Source organism: Chitinispirillales bacterium ANBcel5 (assembly GCA_029688955.1).
In the GTDB taxonomy this organism is placed as follows: Bacteria; Fibrobacterota; Chitinivibrionia; order Chitinivibrionales; family Chitinispirillaceae; genus Cellulosispirillum; species Cellulosispirillum alkaliphilum.
In genome coordinates this window covers 19,825-42,147 of the sequence record JARUKZ010000008.1, presented here as the reverse complement: position 1 = coordinate 42,147, position 22,323 = coordinate 19,825, and the positions used below count along the sequence as shown (strand labels likewise).

Here is a 22,323-nt window from a genome sequence, read left to right as displayed (position 1 = left end):
TATGAAAGTACTTGTAGTTGGTGGGGCTGGGTATATTGGGAGTCACGTGACCCGTTGCCTTCTCGATGATGGACACTCGGTAAGTGTGTACGATAACCTCTCCACCGGGTGCAAGGAAAACCTTTTTCCTGAGGCGACTTTTTTTCGAGGTGACATTCTTGATTACCCTGCACTGCTCAATGTTATGCAAACGGGATATGATGCAGTCGTTCATCTTGCAGCATTAAAAGCTGCCGGAGAGTCCATGGTTGTGCCCCAGAAGTACTCTCTTAACAACATATCAGGAACACTTAATCTGCTTAATGTCTGTACTGAATGTGGTACAAAGAACGTTGTTTTCTCATCATCTGCTGCTATTTATGGTGAACCAAAGTATTTGCCTATTGATGAGAACCATCCCTGTGCACCCGAAAACTACTATGGCTTTACCAAGCTTGAAATAGAACGTTTCCTCGATTGGTACAGTAGGCTAAAACCCATCAATTTTGCTGCGCTTAGATATTTTAATGCCGCTGGATATGATTTGCAAGGTAGGATATATGGTCTTGAACGTAATCCTGCTAATTTGCTTCCTGCAGTTATGGAAGTTGCTGTTGGTAAAAAAGAGAGAATAGACATTTTTGGTGATGATTACGATACTCCCGATGGCACGGGTATTCGTGATTACATCCATGTTACCGATTTAGCTAAAGCTCACTTAATGGCTCTTAATTATATAGCACAAAATTCAACCAATATCAAAATCAATCTGGGTAGTGAAAATGGGATTAGTGTACTTGAGATGGTTGAAATGGCCAGGCAGGTTACAGGAAAAGCCGTACCTGCTCGGGTGGTAGGGCGTAGAGCCGGGGACCCGGCCCGTGTGGTAGCTTCATCAAAAATGGCTTCCTCACTGCTTGGGTGGAAAGCTCTTAACAGCGATACACAATCCCTTATTGAAAGCACCTGGAAAGTGTACCAAAAAACGCTTTAAAACTCTAAGCGACACCACCAGAAGTCCTCACTTCCGGACATCCCCCTCCCCGTAAAATCACTACTTTGTGCTATTTCTCTTTTAGTGCCTTAAACTTGTCTAACAGGGCAATCAGTTCCTCTTTTCTATCTCTTAATTTGTCCTTGTAAAAAGGACTGTCGGTATGTGATATCTCCATTCTTAGCTCTGAAAGTGTGCTTTCAAGCACTTCCAGAAGAACCTCTGTTTGAGCTTGATTTATTTCTACAGTAGCCATACATTACCCCTCTTTTAATAAAGAACAGCTTACCGTTTTACCAGTTTGAAAAAGGTACTGTCTTCACCACTTTTTTTTCGTTCCTGATATAAAAATGCAAGATCACTACTATCGAACTTTTCAAACCAATCCTCCCATGAGATAACTTCAAATGTTTCCTCTCCAGCTCCACCCGGAAAATCTATCCGTAGTACTCCGGGGTCGTTTTGGTTACCGGTGCCCTTTACCTTTACCGGTTTTCCACCGTGTTCCAATACCCACTGTTTTATCTCACTATGGTCTGTGGTTTTCTTTGAAACAGCCTTAGCCATGTTTGCACCTCCAGTCTAAACTAACACTTCCTTGTAAGAGATTTAGAGTATCGAGTGCAATCTATTGTCATAATTACAGCAACCGTTCAGTGTCCTGATCTAGACTTGATCTAAATCTTAAGCTCATTACAAAGGTTTAAAAACTGTGACTTTATCTCCTGAAACCTGGGTAACTCAAGATCCTCAAGTTCTCTTGAGATTCTGCCACTGTTGTCTCGGGTCATCTCTCTTATAAACTGATCTTTTATTTGCTGAGCTGTTGTAAGCTGAAAATGGAACATATCTTTTTCGTATCTGGTAATCTCCTGTACATCTTCAAGCATTTTTCTGTCCTTATCACTGGAGTAATGCTCGGGTATTGCCTCAAGTATGGGATCAAACGCCCTGTTGTCTAAAAAGTTAAGTAATTGCTGTCGCTTTTCTTTTTCCTGTAACATAACTTCCACCCCCTGTACCTGTTTGAATTATTAAACAAGCAAGTACTAAGCCCGTATTACTAAATTTTTACTCTTTTACTCTAAAATTCTTACTGTCCCTCTAGTATTAACGATAAATCACAAGTTAAAATTGTGAGGTATTCTCTTTCTTTGCTAATCACAGGATAACTACTTTTAAACCCTGAGCAGCAAAGCCTCTAAATAGATAGTGAAAGGCCCAGCGATAATGTTAAAAACTGAAGCCAGTTGCGAACAAAACCATCCCCGGGCCCGTTGGGATCAGAGGTCCCCTCTGCTCCACCTGCAAGGTATCGTATATTTGAATATACTGAGACAAATCCAGCACCGGCGTAAATAGCTCTGAGATTTGCATCAATAAAAGCTCCTTCTACATCTGTATCACTTAAATTAAGGTATCGTACCGGTGCATAAATTCCATCTATCTCTGTTTGCAGTAACCAATCGGGATTGATTCGCCATGAGGAGATGATTCTCAAAAGAGGTACCAGGCCAACATCTCTGTTGGTTCTGAGCTGATTACCATCCAACGAGGTAAAACTGATATTTGCATTACGTATTTGTAGCGCACCGCCAGCGGCAAATTGAAATCTGCTGAAGGGGTCGGTAAAGGAATAGGTGTAGCCAGCACGATAAAATGGGAAACTGTATTTAAATCGTATGGGCGTATTTTCTTCAAACACTTCTTCATCGATTAAGAGGTCCCTCTGGGCATTTTCCACAGTGGTGATTTCAAGTGGTTGGTACAGCAAAAAGAACCGGTGAGGATGCGTGCTGACTGCAACCTGGATACGTGAAAAGGGGAACAGTATATCCTGAGCTCCTTCATCTCTGTAATCTATTTCGGTACCATCTTCACTAAACTGAGCGATATGGCTTATCACCCCTAAAAATCCATATTCATAAGTGAATTCAGATATAAACAACCCCTGAATAGCAGAAGCCTGTGAGCACAGAAGAAGTAAAAGTATGAGAACATGTTTCATAGATAGCCTCCCTTTGAATATTTAAACGCTTATAGGAGCAAAACCTGTTCCATTTAAGGGAGGAAATTGGCTGGAAGCCGAAAGCAACTTCCAGCAAACAGGCTTAGTAGCCGGGAGTACCGTACATACCTGTGCCTTCAATAGGGGTGGTTGATACTTTCCAGTATCGCCCATGATTATTTGAAGACACATCATAATACTCCCGCTTAAGCTCTATCGATTTTTTATCCGATACCGGTGGCCACTGAAGACCCGCTGTTTGGGGGCTGAAAACAACCCGGTCCATTACTGTCCCGTCGGTTTTCTTTAAAGTTATCCAGTTTCCGGTTCTCACTAACCGTAATGCGCTTGCGGTTTCATGCCAGATGTCTGCCCATGGCATCTCCCTGGCTCCAATTACAAAGTAAGATTGAGGTGCAATGGTTATATCTTCATACACCCGCTCTGTACCTTTATCGATCTGAATAATAAGATCACCATTGAAGGGAGTGTCAGGAGAGGGGTTGAACAGTTCTACATATTCCGAATCGGTTACAGCATACATAATCTCTGTTATAATTAGTTCACCGCTTTCGGGGGCCATTGGTGAAAAGGTGCCTGAGGAGAGAACAGAGCCGGGTTGCTCTATTTCAAATACCAGTTCAATTGAGCCGGTTACAGTTGAAAACTCAAGCTGAATTTGCTGCGCTGAACGAGCATCGAAAAAAAGCTCTTGCTCAGAAATAAACAGGGTGTCCCCCGTAGAGCCAGCCCCCAGAGCTATGACACTAAAAAAACCTTCTGTTTCGTGTGGTATATTGTCCAGGCTAAGGTAAAATTTTCCTGATGCACCCTGTCTTACTTCCCATATTCGCTCATCGGAAGCAAATACCGCAACGATGGTGTCAACATCACCGGGAATGTCAGTGAGCTGAAGAAAAATTGAACCCTTCACAGGAATGAGGTTTACATCAAGCCGGGTAGTAATCCCCCTGTCGATACGGATGGTGTGTAGTGGCTCCGAATCAATGTGGATAGTTTCCCCCTCGGCGTTTGAAGTCCACACCTGGACGGTACGATTGGTGCCTGGAGGAATACCGCGCACGGTGTCGGTTATGGAGGGGCGAAAGGGGTCTGCATAAATAGTACATCGAAGTGTATCGAAATCGTTTCCGGTTACTACCACATTTATGGTGTTGAATGTGGTTGCAACTGTTTTGGCGAGCTTTGAAGTATTATTGTTGATTAAGGCGCGAACCTCAAGAGAGCCGCTGGCGTCCTGAGGTGGATCCACCGGGTTTTGACCGCAGCTTAAATGAATTAAAACAAAAAAGATGACTGAAAGGAAGGCCAGAGAAGTTTTTCTGCAAGGCATATGAGCTCCTTTCGCTAAAAATACTGTTAATTTGTTTTTTTTGGGAAAGAAAAAAATAGTGAGGCTTTTTATAAATTAATCATTTTTGGGAATACAGGAAAAGAAAAAAAAGCGTTAAATAAAACATTTTCTGTAACCAGAAGCGATGATTTGAACCAGAAGCTACCCGCTCAATTACCAAAGTTTTTAATAAATTTCAGTTGAAATTTATTAAAGAATTGAACAATTGTTTTTAGTGGTTTTAATTTCATTGCGTAGAATCATAAAAGGTTGTATATTAGATTTCTATTTTTGGCAGTGTTGAACCGCTTAAAATGGCCTCGAATGCGTTTAAACAGCAAATGAAGGAAGCTTATATTATTCACCATATACAATTTGTCAGGGGAATGTAAATGGAACAGAAAATCCAGGAACTGACCGAGAAGATTTATCAGGAAGGTGTAGAAAAGGGTGAGGAGAAGGCCCAGCAGGTTGTTAAAGAAGCTGAGGAAAAGGCTTCAGGAATAGTCACAGAGGCCAAAAGAGAAGCTGAAAAGATTATTGCCGATGCAAAGAAAAAAGCCGAAGAGCTTAAGCGCAATACCGAATCTGAACTCAAACTTTCCGGTTCTCAGGCAATCGCTTCAATCAAAAATCAGATCGCCACGCTCATCAATGCAAAGGTGCTTGATGAGGCTACAACTAAAACACTCTCCGATCCGGCTGTGTTGAAAGAGTATATCGCTACGGTGATAAGTAACTGGAAAACATCCACAGGAGAAGCCCCTGATCTTGAAGTATTGCTTCCTGAGCAGAATAAAGAGGAGCTTGAGAAAAACTTGAAAAAGAGCGCATCAGACCTGCTCTCAAAAGGCCTTGAAATCTCATTTTCTAAGGCAATCAAATCAGGTTTTCGTATAGGCCCTGCAGATGGAGCTTTCAAAATTAGTCTGACCGATGAAGATTTTAAGGAATTTTTTAAGGAATATCTAAGACCCAGAACACGTGCTTTCCTCTTTGGGGAGTAATCATGGCCAGGAACTATTATTATTTCGTTTCAGGTCTTCCTGACCTTATTGTTGATGAGAGCAAGAATGTAGTTGCATTCAACGCTTTTATGGAAGAGGCCATGGAAGAACTTGACGACAAAGATTTTGAAGTCCTGAGAGCACTACGGCTTCCTGTCGATAACGCAAACCTGATCTCGGCTCTTGTTTCCCAGAAGAAGGAATTTGATCCAAGGGGAAACTACTCAAAAGAGGAGATAAATTCAGCATTGCGCTCTCCGGAGAACCTCGATGACTATATGCAGGTTTTCCTGAAATCCTATAAGGAGAAGAAGCAATTATTTGGTGATCTGACTCCGGCCGATCAGCTCAATTGGCTTTTTTACGAGGAAATGTTAACTCATGAAAGTGAATATGTAAGAGAATGGTTCATATTTGATTTGAACCTGCGTAATATCCTTTCAGCTATTAACTGTCGTAAGGGTCTGGGGCACATCGAGGCGTTAGGTAATGGTCGCGACGGAGCACTAAAATCAACCATTATTGGTAAAAACGAAATTACTGAAGCGATTCTTCGCAGTTCTGCAAGTGATTTTGGTCTTTCCTCGGCCCTGCCCTGGATCGAGCGGCTCCTTTCTTCGAGCAAAGGAGAGCTGGTTACTTTCGAAAAAGAGATTGATCAGCTTAAATGGGATATGGCTGAAGAGCTTGTGGGGTTATCGTATTTCGGTATAGAGACCATTGCGGCATTTACAATCAGACTTATGATTGTTGAGCGCTGGATGAAACTCGATGTTAAAACCGGTAGGCTTAAGCTGGACAGTCTTGTTGAGAAGCTTAAGAATAGTTTTACTGTTCCTGCGGGATTTTAAAGTTATTCATTGAGAGTTAATTAATTATCATATATCGTGGAGGAAAACGATGAGCACCAAGGGAAAAGTGACTGGAATTATCGCCAATCTGGTCACTATCGAAGTTGACGGCCCGATAGCCCAGAATGAGATCTGTTATATTGATCTTAAAGGAACCAAATTGATGGCCGAGGTGATCAAAATTAGCGGCAAGAACGCATATGTTCAGGTATTCGAAAGCACCCGCGGTCTCTATGTAGGGTGTCTTGTCGAGTTTACCGGTCATATGCTGGAAGTGAATCTGGGGCCCGGAATGTTGTCCAGAAACTACGATGGACTGCAAAATGATCTGGATACCATGGAGGGAGTTTTCCTTAAAAGAGGAGAGTACACTCCGGCACTAAGCGCAGAAACCAAGTGGCATTTCACTCCACTGGTAAAGCAGGGTGATGTGGTACAGGCCTCTGACTGGATTGGTAATGTAAAGGAAGGCTGGATTGATCATAAAATAATGGTTCCTTTCAACTTTAAGGGCACATACAAAATTAAATCTATAGTAGGTGAGGGTGATTATACCGCTCATGAAACTATGGCTGTAGTTGAGGACTCTGATGGTACAGAACACACGCTTACCATGACCATGAAATGGCCTGTTAAGGTTGAGGTTAAAGGATACAAGAACAAACCTCGTCCTTTCAAAATAATGGAAACCGGTATCCGCGCAATTGATACACTGAATCCAATTACCGAGGGTGGAACCGGGTTTATTCCTGGTCCGTTTGGTTGTGGAAAGACCGTGCTTCAGCATGCTCTTTCAAAATACGCCGAAGCGGATCTTATTATCGTAGTTGCCTGTGGTGAACGTGCTAACGAGGTGGTTGACATCTTTACCGAGTTCCCTGAACTCGATGATCCGCGTACCGGACGTAAGCTCATTGAACGTACTATTATTATTTGTAATACTTCCAATATGCCGGTTGCAGCTCGTGAAGCAAGTGTATATACCGGTATGACAATCGCAGAGTACTACCGTATGATGGGGCTCAAAGTGCTCCTCCTGGCTGACTCTACATCAAGATGGGCGCAGGCTCTAAGAGAGATGTCAAACCGTATGGAAGAGCTCCCTGGTCCTGATGCGTTCCCTATGGATTTACCTGCTATTATTGCAAACTTCTATTCAAGAGCCGGGTATGTTTATCTCAATAACGGGCAATCGGGATCGATAACCTTTGTTGGTACGGTTAGTCCTGCAGGTGGTAACCTTAAAGAGCCGGTGACCGAATCTACTAAAAAAGCGGCAAGATGTTTTTACGCCCTATCACAGGGTCGGGCAGACAGTAAGAGGTATCCTGCGGTTGATCCGATCGACAGTTATTCAAAGTACATTGAATATAACGAGGTTGTTGAGTATCTGGACAAAACTGTTGAGCAGGGTTGGGTTGATAAGGTATTACAGCTTAAAGATATTTTGCTCAGAGGTAAGGAAGCTAACGACCAGATTAATATTCTTGGTGATGATGGTGTACCACTTGAATACCATATCGTGTTCAATAAGTCTGAAGTAATCGATTTTGTGATTTTACAGCAGGATGCATTTGATCGGGTTGATGCTTCAACATCACTGAAGCGTCAGCAGTACATGGTTAATAAGGTGCTGGGAATTTGTGACGCAGAGTTTAATTTCGATTCTTTTGAGGAAATTGGTATCTATTTTAAGAGAGTCATAAACCTACTGCGTCAGATGAATTATAAAGAGTTTCAGAGTGATGATTTCAATGAACTTGAACAGCAGGTGGATAATCTGTTGGCTCAGAGAATATCTGAATCAATCGCCCAGGCCTAAAAATGCTACAGGGCACTAAAAGAGGATATAGCAGATGAAAACAAAAGCTTTTCAGAAAATTTATACTCATATTGAAAATGTTACGAAAGCAACATGTACAGTGGAAGCTGAAGGTGTTGCGAATGACGAAATGGCGACGGTTGACGGAAGGCCTGCGCAGGTAGTTAAGATTTCCGGCAATAAAATTACTCTGCAGATTTTTCCGGGGACTCAGGGTATCGCGACCAATGCAGAGGTGGTTTTCCTTGGAAAGCCACCAACACTAAAAGTCTCCGATGAGTTGAAGGGACGTTTTTTCAATGCCTATGGTGAGCCCATTGATGGTGGACCGGATATCGAGGGTAAAGAGATCGAAATTGGTGGTCCTTCGGTGAACCCGGTTAGAAGAAAACAACCTTCGGAGCTTATCGCTACCGGTATTGCTGGGATCGACCTTAACAACACACTGGTTTCGGGACAGAAAATACCTTTCTTCGCTGATCCTGACCAGCCCTTCAATGCGGTTATGGCAGATGTGGCACTCAGAGCAAAAGCTGATGCTATTATTCTGGGTGGTATGGGATTGTCAAATGACGACTATCTTTACTACAAAACTCTTTTTGATAATGCCGGTGCACTGGATCGTATTACCGCTTTTATTAACACCACAGAGAGTCCACCGGTTGAACGTCTTCTGATTCCGGATATGTGTCTTAGTGCTGCAGAACACTTTGCAACAACAAAGAATGCAAATGTACTGGTGCTTTTGACCGATATGACACTCTATGCAGATGCCCTGTCGATTGTGTCAAACCGTATGGATCAGATTCCTTCAAAAGACAGTATGCCCGGATCTCTGTACAGTGATTTGGCAAGAATTTACGAAAAGGCAGCCCAGTTACCTGATGGCGGATCGATTACCATTATCGCAGTGACGACACTTTCTGGTGGTGATATTACCCATGCTATTCCTGATAATACAGGATATATCACTGAAGGACAGCTGTATTTACGTCGTGATACTGATATCGCACGAGTTATTATCGATCCCTTCAGAAGTCTCTCCCGTCTTAAGCAGCTTGTGATTGGTAAAAAGACTCGCTCTGATCATCCACAGGTGATGAACACCGCTATTCGTCTTTATGCTGATGCTGCAAGTGCACGGACAAAACTGGAAAATGGTTTTGACCTAACAGAATACGATCAGCGTACACTTAAGTTTGCAAAAGAGTATTCACGTGAGCTATTGGCTATCGATATCAATATAGAAATTGATGAGATGCTTGATACCGGGTGGAGACTCTTTGGAAAATACTTTTCAAAAGATGAAGTTGGTATTAAACAGGAAATCATGGATAAATTTTGGGTTGGAGCCGAATAAAATTATTACCAAGTCGTTGTTAGCAATAACAGCGACTCTCTTAACCTGTTCTCTTCCTGTTTCGGAAGGAGAAATTAATGGCATTAAAATTTCAATACAATAAGACTTTTCTTCAACAGCTTAATAAAGAACTGAAGATAAGAGAAAATGCTCTTCCTACTCTTATTGCAAAGGAGTCTGCTTTAAGGCTTGAGGTAAAAAAAGCCAAGGAGCAGGTTGCGGAGTATGAAAAGAAGGTAGAGGAGATGCTTGCATCAATCTCTCAAACGTATAGACTCTGGAATGAGATGCCAGGAGAGCTTATAAGCATTAAAGACGTTAATATCGACATTAAGAAAATTGCGGGTGTTAAAACTCCGGTATTGAATGATGTAGAGTTTGATGTTCGTCGGTACAGTTTAATAAGCAATGCGGCATGGGTTCCTCAGGGTCTTGAACTGATCAAAAATATTGCAGAAGTAAAAATTGGCCTTGAACTTGGGAAGAAAAAGGTTTCTATTTTGGAATATGCCCGAAAGAAAACAACTCAGAAAGTTAATCTTTATGAAAAGGTGCAAATTCCTGAATACAATGAAGCTATCCGGAGAATCAAACGTTTTCTTGAAGATGATGAAAACTTGTCAAAATCTTCACAGAAAATACTAAAGGCCAAAATTGCCATGGCGGAGGCTGCATAATGATAGTTAAAATGAAAAGAATGGACCTGCTCCTCTACCATAAGGAACGGGAAAAATTTCTGGATGATCTTGGTAAGCTCGGTGTTGTTCACATCACCGAAGCTCAGGAATCTGATTCACCCAAAGTTCAGGAACTAAGAGGTGTAGGGCATCTGTCGGTAAGAGTTATCGATACGCTCAAAAAAATTCAAAAAGAAAAAGACCTTCAGGTTGATCAGGTAAAAGAAGGCGATGCTAAAGAAATTCTGTTTCGTTTTGAAGAACTTGAGACTCAAAAGGAAAAAATTGAGCAGGATATAGAAAATCTGCTTAAAGATAAAGAAACTCTTGAGCCATGGGGAAATTTCGATCATCAGAAAGTAAACAAACTGAAAGAGGTTGGTGTAAAAATCAGGTTTTACACCATGTCAGATAAACTATTCGAACAGATAGATCGCAAAGAGTATCCTGTTGAAGAAATAAACAGAATTGATTCTACTGTGTATTTCATCGCCATTGAAAATGGTGGGGTTATTGAAATACCTCAAAGTGAAGAAGTTCATCTTCCTGCACTTTCATTAAAACAGGTTGAAGAAAATATAGCCAAATTAGTGAAAGAACGCAAAAGGGTAGAGCAGTCGATCGAAAAGATGGTAAACAGAATTGAGCTTCTGGAAAAATTCAGGGTCGATACATTCAATCAATACCAGTTTGAAAAAGCAAGGCTGTCACTTAAAAGGGAAGCTAAAGGAAGAATGTTGTCTTTATCCGGATGGTTTCCCAGTGATAAAGAAAAAGAGCTAAGAAATTATGTAAACAGACATCCTGCTTATGTTTCTATAAGGGATCCAAAGGAGGATGAGGATGTTCCTGTAAAGTTAAGAAATCGCTCCTTTCCTACTCTCTTTGAGCCAATTTTGGGTCTTTATTCTTTACCTACATATAATGAGCTTGATCTAACGCCCTTTATAGCGCCATTCTTTGCGATATTCTTTGGTTTGTGTCTGGGTGATGCTGGGTATGGAATGGTTTTAACCGTACTTGCGATTTATGCAGGGATGAAAGTTAAACCTAAACTAAAACCATTTATGAAACTCGGCGTGTTTCTTGGGTTGTCAACATTTGTTAGTGGTGTTTTACTTAACACCTTCTTTGGTATGACAATCTTTGGTGGTCCAGGTATTGAAGAAAGCGCACTATTTCCTGTAGGTGTGCAGTATTTTGCTCCACTTTCGGCACAGGTTGGACCTGCAGGACAGGTGTTTCCTGCAATGAGTTTAGCCTTGGTTGTTGGTGCTGTACAACTGTTGTTTGGTATTGGTCTCCAGTCTTATATGAAAATTAAGTATTCGGGTATTGCTGCCGGATTGCAACCAATAAGTACAATTTTAATAATGCTGGGGGCATTTGTTTGGTCTGCTCATGCCGATCTTCTTGGTCTTGGAATAGGGGAATTTACCGTTGGGCCTGTAGAGATGGGCGCCTTTTTGATTTCTGTTCCCCAAAGAGTAGGGCAAGGATTAACTATATTTGGATTAATTGGTATCCTTCTTTTCAATAACATAGAGAAAAAGTTTATTTTAAGGCCTCTCACCGGACTTTGGGAGCTTTATAACCTAATAACAGGAACACTTCAGAATCTACTGTCGTATCTGCGTCTTTTTGCGCTTGGTCTTGCAGGAGGATTACTTGGAGGGGCTTTCAATCAGATCGCATTTCTGTTCATTACAGATAACGGAGAGATTAATTATGCCTCCTGGGGTTTGATTGCAACAATTCTGGTTCTGGTATTTGGGCACGGTCTTAACCTTGCTCTCTCAGCTATGGGAGCATTTGTTCATCCGTTACGTTTAACATTTGTAGAATTTTATGGAGCAGTTGGGTATAAGGGTGGTAGTAAACCATTTATTCCTTTTGCTAAAGTTGATCAGTAATTAACCATATCACAATACTTCAGGAGGTTTTTTGATGGGCTATGTACTTGCGTTGATTGGAATGGGTCTTATGGTTGGTATGTCTGGTGCCGGTTCAGCTATTGGTATAGTAACAGGAGCATCTTCTACTGTTGGTATGCTTAAAAAGAAACCGGAAGCTTTTGGTTCAGGTCTTGTACTTTCCGGACTTCCAGCGACTCAGGGACTGTATGGTTTCGTTGCGTTCATTATATATCAGGCCACAGTATCACCTGATCTAACCCTTTATCAGGGATCAATTGTACTGGGTGCTGGAATAGCGGTAGCGATTGCGGCATTCGCATCTGCTGCTTTTCAGGGGAAAATCTGTGCTAATGGTATAGCTGCTATTGGTCAGGGTCACGACGTTTTTGGTAACACTATAATCCTGGCAGCTTTTCCTGAGTTCTATGCTATTCTTGCTCTCGTTGCTGCTATTTTGATGCAGGGTCTCATGTAGTAGTTCTTTTTAGGTATAAAAATATAAGGGGCAAAGCACAATGTGCTTTGCCCCTTTTTTGTGGTGTGCTCTCATCTTTAATTTACTTTGAAATGAATCCTCCCTCTCGTTCATTTTGCACTTGCACCCGTTGATAGATCAACCTATTTTTATTCTTTGTATAGTTTGAATTTCGTTTTTGCTAAAATGCTGAAAGGAATAAGACAGGCGCTATGGTACAATCGCTAAATAAATTGATGAAGACTGTTTATCTCTCTCTTCTTGTTCTTTTAACTCTATTTTACAGTGTTTCTGCCCAAAATAACACAAAGATATCGTTGGGTATTAATGTAATGTTAGGGGCACGGTACGATGACACACGTATGTGTGTGGCCTCACCTGCAGGGGTTAAGGGAGGACCTATAGCCGATGTTATGTTCAATACCCGTTTGCATTTTAACGATACATGGAGTGTTGGTTTCAAGCTTCCAATTATGCGACCGATTCTTTTTGCGACGGCATTTGATATGCTTCAGTTTGAACCTGAGTTTATTGTGGAGTACACACATCAAATCAGTGACGATATAGGACTCGTTGTTGGGCCTGGATTGGGTATTAGTTTTCACTATGGTCCAGATTATAAAACAGAGCAAGACGACAGTGACCCACATAAATTCGCGGCAGCCGGACCCTTTATCAGTGCTTTGATAGGGATGAAATTTCAAAGTAGTGCCGGAAGTAGCAGAATCATTGGATTGCGTCCCTTTTATGCACCGCTCTTTTCAGACGACTATCGATCAGGAACTGTTTTAGGCGCTGCACTGGAAGGGCACTTTGATTTTTTTAAGCAGCCATAAGATAATGCTATAAAGACTTTACCATACTGTTACCTTTAATTACCCTGTAGTAATAAGAGAACAGATCTATTGCAGTTTCCAAGTATCAATTAAGAACAGTTGATGGGGATGGCTATATTGCAGGGGAAGATGTTAAAAAGCTTTAGCAGTTGTTGTTGGATTTTGGGTTTGATGAAGTAGGACCGATCGATGGGGATTTTGGTAACAAAACATGCGAGGTTATAACCCATTCTCAGGATTGTGCTCGTATGGAAATCTAATTTAGAGGTGATGTGATTTGCTGAACGTATGCACAGTTTCAAAATGACATAACCAGCATTGCAGATCTGCTACGGTGGCGCTTGAAAGGGATACGATTGTAATTACGGTGCGATTATTCGCTGCTTTAAAAGGTAAGGTGGAGATGGAGATGGCAGAGGTGAACAGTTAATTGTCTTTAATTTGTATAGTGCAGCAGGAGAATCCTCCTGCTGCTAGCGTCAATGGTGAGTATAAGAATTGTGAGCAGGTTTTTCATGCACAAGATATGAAAAAAGATGATTAGGTGTTCGTGTCTGTCTTGAGCAGCTTGCAATAATGTGTTTGTTATAAAAGGACATTTTCTAACAACAACTTAAACTTTTCACCTGACCACAATAAACTCTTCACCGATTTTACATAAATAGATCGGTAAACTGAAAATGAAACCCTCAGAAAGCTCTTTTGTTTCCAGAGCCGATGAACCATCTTTCTGTTCGATATAAATCATACGGTTGTTTGCCATTGGAATGAATCTGAGATTTTCGGGCTCAAGAGGTTCTAAATTGAATTGTGGATCATTGAAAAGATCTTGAAAAAGCGTGCGTTGATCAACAATAGCTTCCTCTTCACAAGAATAATAAGCATGTGACATTTCTCGGGTTCTGACGGAAAGTAGGTCCATAACTTTAGTTATGTCACGAGAACTCATAGCGTCATGTAAGGAGGAAAGAACAGATACGGAACCTTCAACTATTTTCGGATCATTAATGTTAATTTCCCGGGCTGTCTCCCACAACCATTCTTCAAAGGGGCTCAGAATTTCAAATGAGGTTTCTATTTCGGCGGGAAATGATGAACCATCCTCTCCCGAAAAATTTAGTTCAGCAATTGGTTCTGGTAATTCTAAAACGTCTTCTAATACCACATGAAAACCCGCTGTGAGGTTTAAATTTTCAGGTTTATTTTGCTCTTTGGGAAGGTCTATTGTTATTCTTAACCTATTTTCACCATTGATTACAAAAAGGTTGTTGGCAAACCTTCGATTTTGGAAATATCCATCCGGATCACTGTCAATACGTACATCATTGAACCAAACCTCAACAGCCAACCCTTCATGATTAATGGAGAAGAAATAAATTGGCTCAGATGACTCTTCAGCTCTAGTTATACCACTCGGACCTTCATGAAAAAAGAAAGTGAAACTGCCAAGAAAAACTATGCACCAAAAGGACTTATTCATTAAAGATACCGTTTTATTCGAGTATGTTTTAAGCATGTTTAGCTCCAGGTTATTATAAAGATTAGATGCTTGTATTTTGTTGAGATTGGTTAAAGCTAATTATCACCTGATAATTATATACTCATTATCAATTTTGCACAGACAAACAGGTAAACAGAAACAGTACCCTTCAGAAAGCTCTGTTGATTCCAAAGCAGACGAACCATCTTTCTGTTCAATAAAGAGTAACCTGTTGTTTGCCATTGGGGTAAACCTCAAACTTTCAGGTTTAAAGGGTTCCATGTTGAATTGCGAATCGTTGAAGATCTCCTGGAAAAATTGACGCTGATCACTCAAACGGTCATCAGAGGGGATGTAATAAGCGCGTGCTGTTTCTGAAGCTTTGGATGAGAGTATGTCTGTTACCTTGTCAAGATCTTGTGAAATCAAAGCCTTATGCAAGGAAGAAATAAGTGAGACAGTTGCTGAAGTTGTTTGTGGGTCATCGACATCGATCTCCTGGGCATCCTCCCACAGCCATTTCCCAAAAGGGCTTTGAACTGTAAATGTAGTTTGAATTTCTGCAGGAAATGAAGGGACATTATTGCCAGGGAATTTTAGTTCTGCAATGGGATCTGGTAGCTCCTCACTCTCCTCCTGAACAATATGAAATCCTGCTTTAAGATTAAAACTTTCTGGTTTGCGTGGGGGTGTTCCTGGAAGACTGATCTTTAGTTTTAGAGTGTTTTCACCATCGAGTATAAAGAGATTGTTCAGAAACTGACGGTTTTTAAATTTCCCTTCAGGGTCACTGTCTAAAAGTATGTCATTGAACCATAACTCAACAGCCAAACCCTCATGTTCTATTGAAAAAAAATAATGCGGATCCTGCATACATTGACTCCCGTCTAAATATATAAAGATTAGTCTAAGCTACTCTACTATAGCCCCCCACACTGCGACATCATCAGTAGGGTGCTGGACGGTTTCATTGGGCCACAACCGATCCAGTACTGAAGAGTGCAGAAGAAAGAAGATCGCGATAATAATTGGAATCGAACAGATAAGAGTAACAGCAATGTTTTTGTAGAAAGATTCTATTTTAAATGCGAGTGCGATGCTGGCAAAAATTGTGCATATTAGGATTAGCTTTGCGATTTCAGGGTATATTCTCTTTACAGTTCCATCAATAGCAGCGGCAGGCATGCTGATATTATGGTTTGAACGCAGTACTCGCAAGTCGAATACTGTATTTTTCTGACCAGGTGCAGGCAGAACAGAGAGCTCCTTTTTGTGAATGTTAACCAATGTTTTAACATCCTTTTTACTGTTGAGAAGTTTTGATGTCACAAAATTGGCCATTTTCTCCGCCCCCTCACTTAGAGGTTCATTTCTGATTGTAATGATTTGATCAGGAAACATCTGTTGTAGACTGTTTGCTGTTCTTACTATATCTTCTGAATCGCTACTGGGCAGATGAATTGTCTGTTCGTGTTCGACATTATTATAGGTATATTTATAGGTGACATAACCGTGGAAATGTGCTGTACTAACACCTGATGATGAACCACCTCCAGAGTGAGTGAAACGAATGGTCAACTCCTGAACCGTTGCTTTGAGTTCTTCAAAATTGGAAGGTCTGGCTATACGAACGCTCACAGAATTTATGGCAAAATCTGATCTGAACATAATCAGAAAAATGATATACAATACACTTACTACAGCTGTCCCAAGCATTATCGTTTGATTATCTATTCTCATTCTAATTTGGCTCCTCATCGAATTCTACAAAATAAAACATACCATTTCTAAGCAGATTTTTTTTATCTATGAGAGTTATTGACTTTTTATATTTGTACATGCCATCAAAGGCCAGAATGTGGCCTTTGATTGAGATCCCATCCCACCACATATTGGTTGTTATTCCAAGCCCCTTCTGGTCAACAACAGGTCCAAAATTACTTCCTACTCCGGAGTCACCCTGAAGTTTGGCGTCAAGGATTTTTCTATTTCCAAATTTTATCGAGGCGCTTCCTTCAATACCGAATTGAAGACTAAATTCGGCTTCGAGCTCAGCCCCTTTATTGTCAATACTGTCACGATAGTAGTTGAAATTTAGGTTAAAGGCACCTCCTACAAAAAGAAAAAACTTAAGACTATCACCGAAACGTTTCAGGGGCCCGGGCATTATTTTGTTCAGCCCGAAAGGATATTTGTAGGTGACCGAAAAAACAGGATTTAGCCCACCATTGAATTTATAGCCAAAGAACACTTCCGGGCGCCTTTGGGCTTCCTTGAACCCCGCCTTATAGGCTATAGTTCCCACAGCGAATCGAATTTCGATTACATGTCCGGTCAGTTCCTTTATTAACTCATCAAGTTCATCGAAAACCTGTTTTAGACCCTTACAAAAAGGTGATTTTGAAAAATCAATTTCGTGGGAAACTTCATTACCCCGGTACACCTCAAGGACAGCGCTCTTTTCAAGACCGTTTTCACAACGGGCTTTAATTGTGCATATACGAGGGTTATCATTAGGGAACCAGGGCTTAAGGTTTACTGGATTGTGCCCCCAGGAGCTAATATTAGATTTCAATACTGGACCCGAGATCTCTGCGGTATGGTAACCAGAGCTCAACCACTTCATTGCAGCTCCATTAGTTGATCTACATTCAATCGTACGTGATTTCTTAAGGGAGGGGACTATGCCAAGGGTTCCGTTTCCTTTAACCTTTCGAATATCGGCTCCGGAGTTAACCCATAGTTCGATATCATGCATTTCGCTGCTTACATCATTCTTTGCTAGGCAGGGGCTCAAACAAATCACAGGTTTGTTGCATTCGATTACAGTTTTCTCAAACTTGGCAAAATAATGTGGTAAATCAATCTTTTGGCCAATTTTAATGAGATCTGGATCTGCTATTCTGTTGAATTCTGCCAGATCCTTATAGTATGACACATCTCCATAGTAACGTTTAGCTATTTTGGACAATGTATCACCATCTTGAACTGTATACTCATAGAACATTGCTTAGATCCTTATGTGAAAATGTTTCGAAACCATGCCATTCAATACTAGTGGTTTGTTATTTCGGCGTTATGAAAGATTAAGGCGTTTTTCGAAATCTGTACAGAATAAACAGAACCTCTCCTTTTGCACATCTTCGCTGTCGGACCCTGTGCGATGTGTGATATACACCAATTGGGTATCGACTTCCTCTTACTATCGGGTAATTACTCTCGACTCCTCTTGCTTGAGCTGTTTAAAACGTATATTTCTAACTTTGACCTGTGCAGTCGGCTTCAGGATGTAATACAGTCTAATTAAATCCATTCAGGAGGCGGTAACCACATATCCAGCCTTTATCAAAATAAATAGAATTGTTGTTGGGTTCAAATGAAAAGTAAAAATTAAGACTCATAAGACTTAAGCACACTTGTGCGATTAAGAATCGGTCTGCCAAATGTAGTGGAGTAGGTACGTTAGATGAGTCAATAATCAGACATACTGTACAAAACTCTTGAACCCGGCCCCGAAAGGGACTTTTTGACGCATCTTCGCAGTAGCTATCATCCTGTACAGGAATTGTTAATGACTAATAACATCAACGTTGTCAGCCGAATGTAACTCTCAGAGCGGTTTTCCCGACAGAGCATTCCTTAAAAAAAGAGATGAAAAGGACAACTCAACTTAAGATATAAAAACCACTCGTTTCAATGTTAATCAAAATCTTCTGTAATTAAAAAAGCAACAATTACTTTACCATGCTTAGTACAGTAAATTATCTTAATTTAACACCTGTATGTGATAATCTCTGAATAACTGCAAAGTTACTTAAACGCTTCTACCTAAACAGGAATATACACTATGACCTTAACTCATTCTGATCTTGACTGGAGTGTTGCCCCGCCTCCGGTAAAAAGGAAAGAACAAAAAGTAGAGAATGATGACTCTGAGACCGAGCCAAAATTTGTTACAGGAGTAGAGGGTGATGGAAGGGATGATGAGGAGGAGCATGAACCTGAAGTCCGGCTCATCTCTGCTGAGTGGAAGCCGGGACCCAAGGGGTTTGAATATAACGAAAAGTGCTTTCTTGAAGTAAAAACGGAGTATCTTAAAAACACCATAAGAGCAAAGGTCCGGGGAAAGTTATTTGCAATCTTCAACGACCGGGAGGAGGATCTTGCTCAGGTGGTAGAAGGGTTTATTGAGGATGATGTTGCCACATTGGAGATAGAACATTTATGGTATGCTAATCTTCAACATTATAATACCTGCAAAGAGAATCCGCGGACTCCTGTAAAATACTTTGTAAAAAACATATCTCATTCTCGTGGTGAAAATGTCATTGATAAAAGCCCGGTGCTTCAAATGCCACCGGAGAGACCAATTCTTAGGCGCGGCCATTATGATTGTATGGCAGTTTCAAAGTATTCTTTCAGAACAGTTGATGGGGATGGCTATATTGCGGGGGAAGATGTTAAAAAGCTTCAGCAGTTGTTGTTGGATTATGGGTTTGATGAAGTAGGACCGGTAGATGGGGATTTTGGTAACAAAACGCATGAAGCTGTTACTCTTTTTCAGGATTGTGCTCGTAAGGAGAAAAGAGCTAAGGGACATGATCTTATTGATGTTGAGCCGACTTTTTCAAAAGAAAGTGACGGTATAGTGGATGAGTGTACCTGGTCTGAGCTGGATGTATGGAAGGAGATGGAATATTACCGACCAGTGGCTCATCTGACGGTATCATTGGCTATCGATCCGAATGATCCACAAGCTAAGGATGATACATATCTGCTTTATGAAACAGAAAGAGAGGATGGCTGCTATGCCGTCCAACGTACCGTGTCGGATGACACAGTTGAGGGAGACGGGCAACTTACTCTGGAATTTTATGGGCTTACAGAGGGTCAAAGTTATGAGCTTGATATTGTAAGGGGAGGGCATTCATATGTCCTAATACCACCTTTTAGATGGGACAAGAGGGATAAAAAGAAATATAATCCACTTACCTTTCTGGTTAAAGCCGCGATAAGAGAAAACTATACTTACTATATTCAACGGATGGGACATGAGGGTGAGATACGGCAGGAGCGAATTCAGCATTTAAAAGATCGTTGGGTCTATGTTTTCGCAGAAAGGGAAGAAAAGCCTGGTGAGGGATGGCTTGATGGTGAGTATTATTTTGATCATCAGGGAAAAGCCCATCAGGTAGATCTTATGTCCCAAAGGGGTAACGATTTCCGCATGCCGGGTAACTGCGCAGATAATCAAATTGAGCTTAAATTGCGTATTCATGGGGATAACCTTTCGTGTTATGTTGGTGCATCGCCTTTTCAACTTACCTGGAAAAGAGTACTGGAGATTAGCAGAGAACCCTGGAAAAGGTGTTACAAGGTAGGGACAGCATCTACTATGGGGTTGACGTGGATTCCTGAACGTGTGCAGTTTCAAAATGATATAACCAGCACCGCAGATCCCGCTACGGAGGGGCTTGAGAGGAATACGCTTGTAATTGCGGTGCGTGATCTTCTTTCTCAGGCATGCGGGGCCAACAAGGCTTTTCAGGGTGCGCTCGATCATTATAAGGCTGTAAGATTTGATACGAATGTTGAAAAAGATGAAGATGGTACCATATCATTTGAAAGCAGTGAAGAGCAGACGAGGTGTCAGATGATGCAGCTAACAGCTGGTTTAGTCATTCAGGCACTTACCGGAGGACAAGACAATGCCCAGTGGAACAGCTCTCTTTCCAATCGGTTACGTGATGATGGCCGGCAATTCAGGGGGTGGTTGTCAAATAGGCTTCATGCGCACAGGGGCGCTTATCTTAAAGTAAGCCGTGAAGCGAATAAGGTTTTCGAATGCCTGTGCTCTGAGGGCTGGGACGGGGTAGAGGAGGATATTGCGGCAGTATATGAACCAGAGGAGTCGGGAACTGCCTGGGGATATCTTCTTGGATCCATAGAGCGGCTTGATGAGTTTGAGGATGGAAATGATCGTCTTCTCCGGCATTTTTCGGGGGATCATCCGGTTCTCAGTGAAAAAGGGATAATTGCAACCGGAAAAGAGCTTCACGATATCTCCTCAAATTATGTAAAAGTGGTGACTGCTATAGGCAAAACATATGTCACAAGCCACCAAGTCGATATCGCCACAAAGAAAAACTTTGTTTTGCGGCTCTTTAGAGAGGGGCTTGGGGTTGATATTGAGCCAATTACAGAAATTATAAGCGAAAGTGAATACCTTGCAGAGTTTGATAAAGCCCACAAGGGAGAAAGTATTCTGTTTGAACGGTATCAAGTTGACCGAAATACCCTTAATAAATTGAAGAGAATCGACAAGGTGGAATTTGCACTTGAGTCGATGGGAGCTGTTCTTGATGGGTTGAGTGTTGCTTTGTATTTGGGAGAGAGGTTCGGAGGTGGTGAGCTAACAACAGAAGACCATGCTGGCGCAGTCAAATCAGCTTCAGCGTTTCTGTTTTATATGTGCAAAAGAACTTCACTTAAATATACAGCAGCCGGAAGAGTGGCAAAAAAAGCAAATCCATATGCAGTTGTCTTGTTCTCTGTTGTTGATGCCTATTTTTCAGGTCAAAAGGCATCTCAAGCATTTCAGTCGGGTAATGTTGAAGCAACTCTGGCACATGCAACCAGTACTGCCGGCCATCTTTTATCCGCTGCCGGTGGAGTAATGATGTTTTTTCCTCTTACAGCGCCAGTGGGATTGGGACTTGTAGTTACCGGTATGGTAATCGGGGCCGGTGGTAGCTTTTGGCTCGGTTCTTTAGCCGATAATGAAGTTACAAATTTTCTGGTGAATTCACCATGGGGTACAAGAGGAAATAATTCGCTGCCGATCAGTGAATTGGAGAACAATCTGCAAGAGTATATAACGTATCTAAACAGAAAGGCAGAATAAATGATTGACATTCCTAATAATATCCGTTCCGTGATCAGGCAGTATGATGAGGGGGTAGCTATTATTGCTCCCAAAGGTATACCATATACATTGTTCCTTTCGTTACCTCTATTTGTGTTAGCATCTTATGTTCTTGTGCACATTTTTCCGGAGTATTTGACAGGAGAAAGTAATGATTATGTGTCTTTAATCATAATAGCTTCTGCTGCAATACTTTTTGGTTACTTCTCACATTGTACAATTATGGGTGAAATTATAGTATTACCCCAAGTTTTATTACTACCGGAAAAGCAGAAGATTGTTCTTCGTAGTGGCCGTACAAAGCGTGTTATTTCTGAGCATCTAATTGAGCATGTTACATTAAAAAGAGGGGATTGTATTCTTCAAGAGGGGTGCCGCCCCTCTTTAACACTATTTACTCTCCATGATACCAGACTAAACAAAGAAATCTTTTCAATCAGAACAAGTGGGTATATGTTTAAGGAAATATCATACCTGACACTGGTTGATTTTTATTATGAAGTCATGGGGTTGGAGGATCCTGAGAAGAAAAAGTATGAAAAAGCGGCTTCAAAGTAATAATAGAATACACATTTAAGCTGCTAACTATAGACCGCCTTTTGGTCTTTTGGGGATGATTTTTGGCATACGTACTCTGCT

At 41.2% G+C, this 22,323-nt stretch carries 20 protein-coding genes; 11 read left to right on the top strand and 9 right to left on the bottom strand.

The genetic code is table 11. The features are described 5' to 3' along the window. Position 1 precedes the first annotated feature (1 nt). Positions 2–973 (top strand): UDP-glucose 4-epimerase GalE, encoded by a 972-nt coding sequence (galE, locus tag QA601_06075; protein MDG5814634.1) that lies wholly within the window; start codon positions 2–4, stop codon positions 971–973. A gap of 70 nt (positions 974–1,043) precedes the next feature. Here galE and QA601_06070 read toward each other — a convergent pair whose 3' ends face one another. From QA601_06070 to QA601_06050, 5 genes are all read right to left on the bottom strand, one after another. Further along, the gene (locus tag QA601_06070) at positions 1,044–1,229 is read right to left on the bottom strand and encodes a hypothetical protein (protein MDG5814633.1); all 186 of its coding nucleotides are present in this window, start codon (positions 1,227–1,229) and stop codon (positions 1,044–1,046) included. Between the two features lie 29 nt (positions 1,230–1,258). Continuing rightward, positions 1,259–1,540 (bottom strand): hypothetical protein, encoded by a 282-nt coding sequence (locus QA601_06065; GenBank protein ID MDG5814632.1) that lies wholly within the window; start codon positions 1,538–1,540, stop codon positions 1,259–1,261. A 110-nt stretch (positions 1,541–1,650) separates the two neighbouring features. After that, positions 1,651–1,977 carry a hypothetical protein gene (locus QA601_06060; protein ID MDG5814631.1) on the bottom strand — a complete coding sequence of 109 codons (327 nt, stop codon included), beginning with the start codon at positions 1,975–1,977 and terminating at the stop codon, positions 1,651–1,653. 197 nt (positions 1,978–2,174) lie between these two features. Next, complete coding sequence (locus QA601_06055; protein ID MDG5814630.1) at positions 2,175–2,981, bottom strand: hypothetical protein; 807 nt, start codon at positions 2,979–2,981, stop codon at positions 2,175–2,177. Between the two features lie 103 nt (positions 2,982–3,084). Next, positions 3,085–4,335, bottom strand: a complete 1,251-nt coding sequence (locus tag QA601_06050; GenBank protein MDG5814629.1) for a lamin tail domain-containing protein — start codon at positions 4,333–4,335, stop codon at positions 3,085–3,087. 392 nt (positions 4,336–4,727) lie between these two features. Between QA601_06050 and QA601_06045 the strand changes: the two genes are divergently transcribed. The 8 genes from QA601_06045 to QA601_06010 all read left to right on the top strand — a co-directional run bounded on the left by QA601_06045 (position 4,728) and on the right by QA601_06010 (position 13,279). Further along, positions 4,728–5,342, top strand: a complete 615-nt coding sequence (locus tag QA601_06045; protein MDG5814628.1) for a hypothetical protein — start codon at positions 4,728–4,730, stop codon at positions 5,340–5,342. Between the two features lie 2 nt (positions 5,343–5,344). After that, positions 5,345–6,193, top strand: a complete 849-nt coding sequence (locus QA601_06040) for a DUF2764 family protein (GenBank protein ID MDG5814627.1) — start codon at positions 5,345–5,347, stop codon at positions 6,191–6,193. 49 nt (positions 6,194–6,242) lie between these two features. Beyond that, positions 6,243–8,015 (top strand): V-type ATP synthase subunit A, encoded by a 1,773-nt coding sequence (locus QA601_06035; protein ID MDG5814626.1) that lies wholly within the window; start codon positions 6,243–6,245, stop codon positions 8,013–8,015. Between the two features lie 34 nt (positions 8,016–8,049). After that, positions 8,050–9,375 carry a V-type ATP synthase subunit B gene (locus QA601_06030; protein MDG5814625.1) on the top strand — a complete coding sequence of 442 codons (1,326 nt, stop codon included), beginning with the start codon at positions 8,050–8,052 and terminating at the stop codon, positions 9,373–9,375. 77 nt (positions 9,376–9,452) lie between these two features. Then, the gene (locus tag QA601_06025; protein ID MDG5814624.1) at positions 9,453–10,052 is read left to right on the top strand and encodes a V-type ATP synthase subunit D; all 600 of its coding nucleotides are present in this window, start codon (positions 9,453–9,455) and stop codon (positions 10,050–10,052) included. Further along, complete coding sequence (locus QA601_06020) at positions 10,052–11,965, top strand: V-type ATPase 116kDa subunit family protein (protein MDG5814623.1); 1,914 nt, start codon at positions 10,052–10,054, stop codon at positions 11,963–11,965. Before QA601_06025 ends, QA601_06020 begins: the two co-directional genes overlap by 1 nt. A gap of 34 nt (positions 11,966–11,999) precedes the next feature. Beyond that, positions 12,000–12,443 carry a hypothetical protein gene (locus tag QA601_06015; protein ID MDG5814622.1) on the top strand — a complete coding sequence of 148 codons (444 nt, stop codon included), beginning with the start codon at positions 12,000–12,002 and terminating at the stop codon, positions 12,441–12,443. A gap of 212 nt (positions 12,444–12,655) precedes the next feature. Beyond that, on the top strand, positions 12,656–13,279 hold the full coding sequence (locus tag QA601_06010) for a hypothetical protein (GenBank protein ID MDG5814621.1): 624 nt from the start codon (positions 12,656–12,658) through the stop codon (positions 13,277–13,279). A gap of 622 nt (positions 13,280–13,901) precedes the next feature. Here QA601_06010 and QA601_06005 read toward each other — a convergent pair. The 4 genes from QA601_06005 to QA601_05990 form a co-directional block, all read right to left on the bottom strand. Continuing rightward, the gene (locus QA601_06005; protein MDG5814620.1) at positions 13,902–14,795 is read right to left on the bottom strand and encodes a hypothetical protein; all 894 of its coding nucleotides are present in this window, start codon (positions 14,793–14,795) and stop codon (positions 13,902–13,904) included. A 66-nt stretch (positions 14,796–14,861) separates the two neighbouring features. After that, the gene (locus tag QA601_06000) at positions 14,862–15,632 is read right to left on the bottom strand and encodes a hypothetical protein (GenBank protein MDG5814619.1); all 771 of its coding nucleotides are present in this window, start codon (positions 15,630–15,632) and stop codon (positions 14,862–14,864) included. Positions 15,633–15,671: 39 nt separating this feature from the next. Then, positions 15,672–16,499 (bottom strand): hypothetical protein, encoded by an 828-nt coding sequence (locus QA601_05995; GenBank protein ID MDG5814618.1) that lies wholly within the window; start codon positions 16,497–16,499, stop codon positions 15,672–15,674. Position 16,500: 1 nt separating this feature from the next. After that, complete coding sequence (locus tag QA601_05990; protein MDG5814617.1) at positions 16,501–17,766, bottom strand: LysM domain-containing protein; 1,266 nt, start codon at positions 17,764–17,766, stop codon at positions 16,501–16,503. Between the two features lie 840 nt (positions 17,767–18,606). Between QA601_05990 and QA601_05985 the strand changes: the two genes are divergently transcribed. Continuing rightward, positions 18,607–21,663 (top strand): peptidoglycan-binding domain-containing protein, encoded by a 3,057-nt coding sequence (locus QA601_05985; GenBank protein ID MDG5814616.1) that lies wholly within the window; start codon positions 18,607–18,609, stop codon positions 21,661–21,663. Further along, on the top strand, positions 21,664–22,242 hold the full coding sequence (locus QA601_05980) for a hypothetical protein (protein MDG5814615.1): 579 nt from the start codon (positions 21,664–21,666) through the stop codon (positions 22,240–22,242). Positions 22,243–22,323: the final 81 nt, after the last annotated feature.

Excerpts from the sequence above, each read along its gene's own strand:
- QA601_06010 (MDG5814621.1), top strand. The coding sequence starts at position 12,656 with ATGGTACAATCGCTAAATAAATTGATGAAGACTGTTTATCTCTCTCTT.
- QA601_06020 (MDG5814623.1), top strand. The coding sequence starts at position 10,052 with ATGATAGTTAAAATGAAAAGAATGGACCTGCTCCTCTACCATAAGGAA.
- QA601_06015 (MDG5814622.1), top strand. The coding sequence starts at position 12,000 with ATGGGCTATGTACTTGCGTTGATTGGAATGGGTCTTATGGTTGGTATG.
- QA601_06045 (MDG5814628.1), top strand. The coding sequence starts at position 4,728 with ATGGAACAGAAAATCCAGGAACTGACCGAGAAGATTTATCAGGAAGGT.
- QA601_06005 (MDG5814620.1), bottom strand. The coding sequence starts at position 14,795 with ATGCTTAAAACATACTCGAATAAAACGGTATCTTTAATGAATAAGTCC.
- QA601_06070 (MDG5814633.1), bottom strand. The coding sequence starts at position 1,229 with ATGGCTACTGTAGAAATAAATCAAGCTCAAACAGAGGTTCTTCTGGAA.
- QA601_06030 (MDG5814625.1), top strand. The coding sequence starts at position 8,050 with ATGAAAACAAAAGCTTTTCAGAAAATTTATACTCATATTGAAAATGTT.
- QA601_06025 (MDG5814624.1), top strand. The coding sequence starts at position 9,453 with ATGGCATTAAAATTTCAATACAATAAGACTTTTCTTCAACAGCTTAAT.
- galE (MDG5814634.1), top strand. The coding sequence starts at position 2 with ATGAAAGTACTTGTAGTTGGTGGGGCTGGGTATATTGGGAGTCACGTG.
- QA601_05980 (MDG5814615.1), top strand. The coding sequence starts at position 21,664 with ATGATTGACATTCCTAATAATATCCGTTCCGTGATCAGGCAGTATGAT.
- QA601_06050 (MDG5814629.1), bottom strand. The coding sequence starts at position 4,335 with ATGCCTTGCAGAAAAACTTCTCTGGCCTTCCTTTCAGTCATCTTTTTT.
- QA601_06040 (MDG5814627.1), top strand. The coding sequence starts at position 5,345 with ATGGCCAGGAACTATTATTATTTCGTTTCAGGTCTTCCTGACCTTATT.
- QA601_06060 (MDG5814631.1), bottom strand. The coding sequence starts at position 1,977 with ATGTTACAGGAAAAAGAAAAGCGACAGCAATTACTTAACTTTTTAGAC.
- QA601_06055 (MDG5814630.1), bottom strand. The coding sequence starts at position 2,981 with ATGAAACATGTTCTCATACTTTTACTTCTTCTGTGCTCACAGGCTTCT.
- QA601_06000 (MDG5814619.1), bottom strand. The coding sequence starts at position 15,632 with ATGCAGGATCCGCATTATTTTTTTTCAATAGAACATGAGGGTTTGGCT.
- QA601_05985 (MDG5814616.1), top strand. The coding sequence starts at position 18,607 with ATGACCTTAACTCATTCTGATCTTGACTGGAGTGTTGCCCCGCCTCCG.
- QA601_05995 (MDG5814618.1), bottom strand. The coding sequence starts at position 16,499 with ATGAGAATAGATAATCAAACGATAATGCTTGGGACAGCTGTAGTAAGT.
- QA601_05990 (MDG5814617.1), bottom strand. The coding sequence starts at position 17,766 with ATGTTCTATGAGTATACAGTTCAAGATGGTGATACATTGTCCAAAATA.
- QA601_06035 (MDG5814626.1), top strand. The coding sequence starts at position 6,243 with ATGAGCACCAAGGGAAAAGTGACTGGAATTATCGCCAATCTGGTCACT.
- QA601_06065 (MDG5814632.1), bottom strand. The coding sequence starts at position 1,540 with ATGGCTAAGGCTGTTTCAAAGAAAACCACAGACCATAGTGAGATAAAA.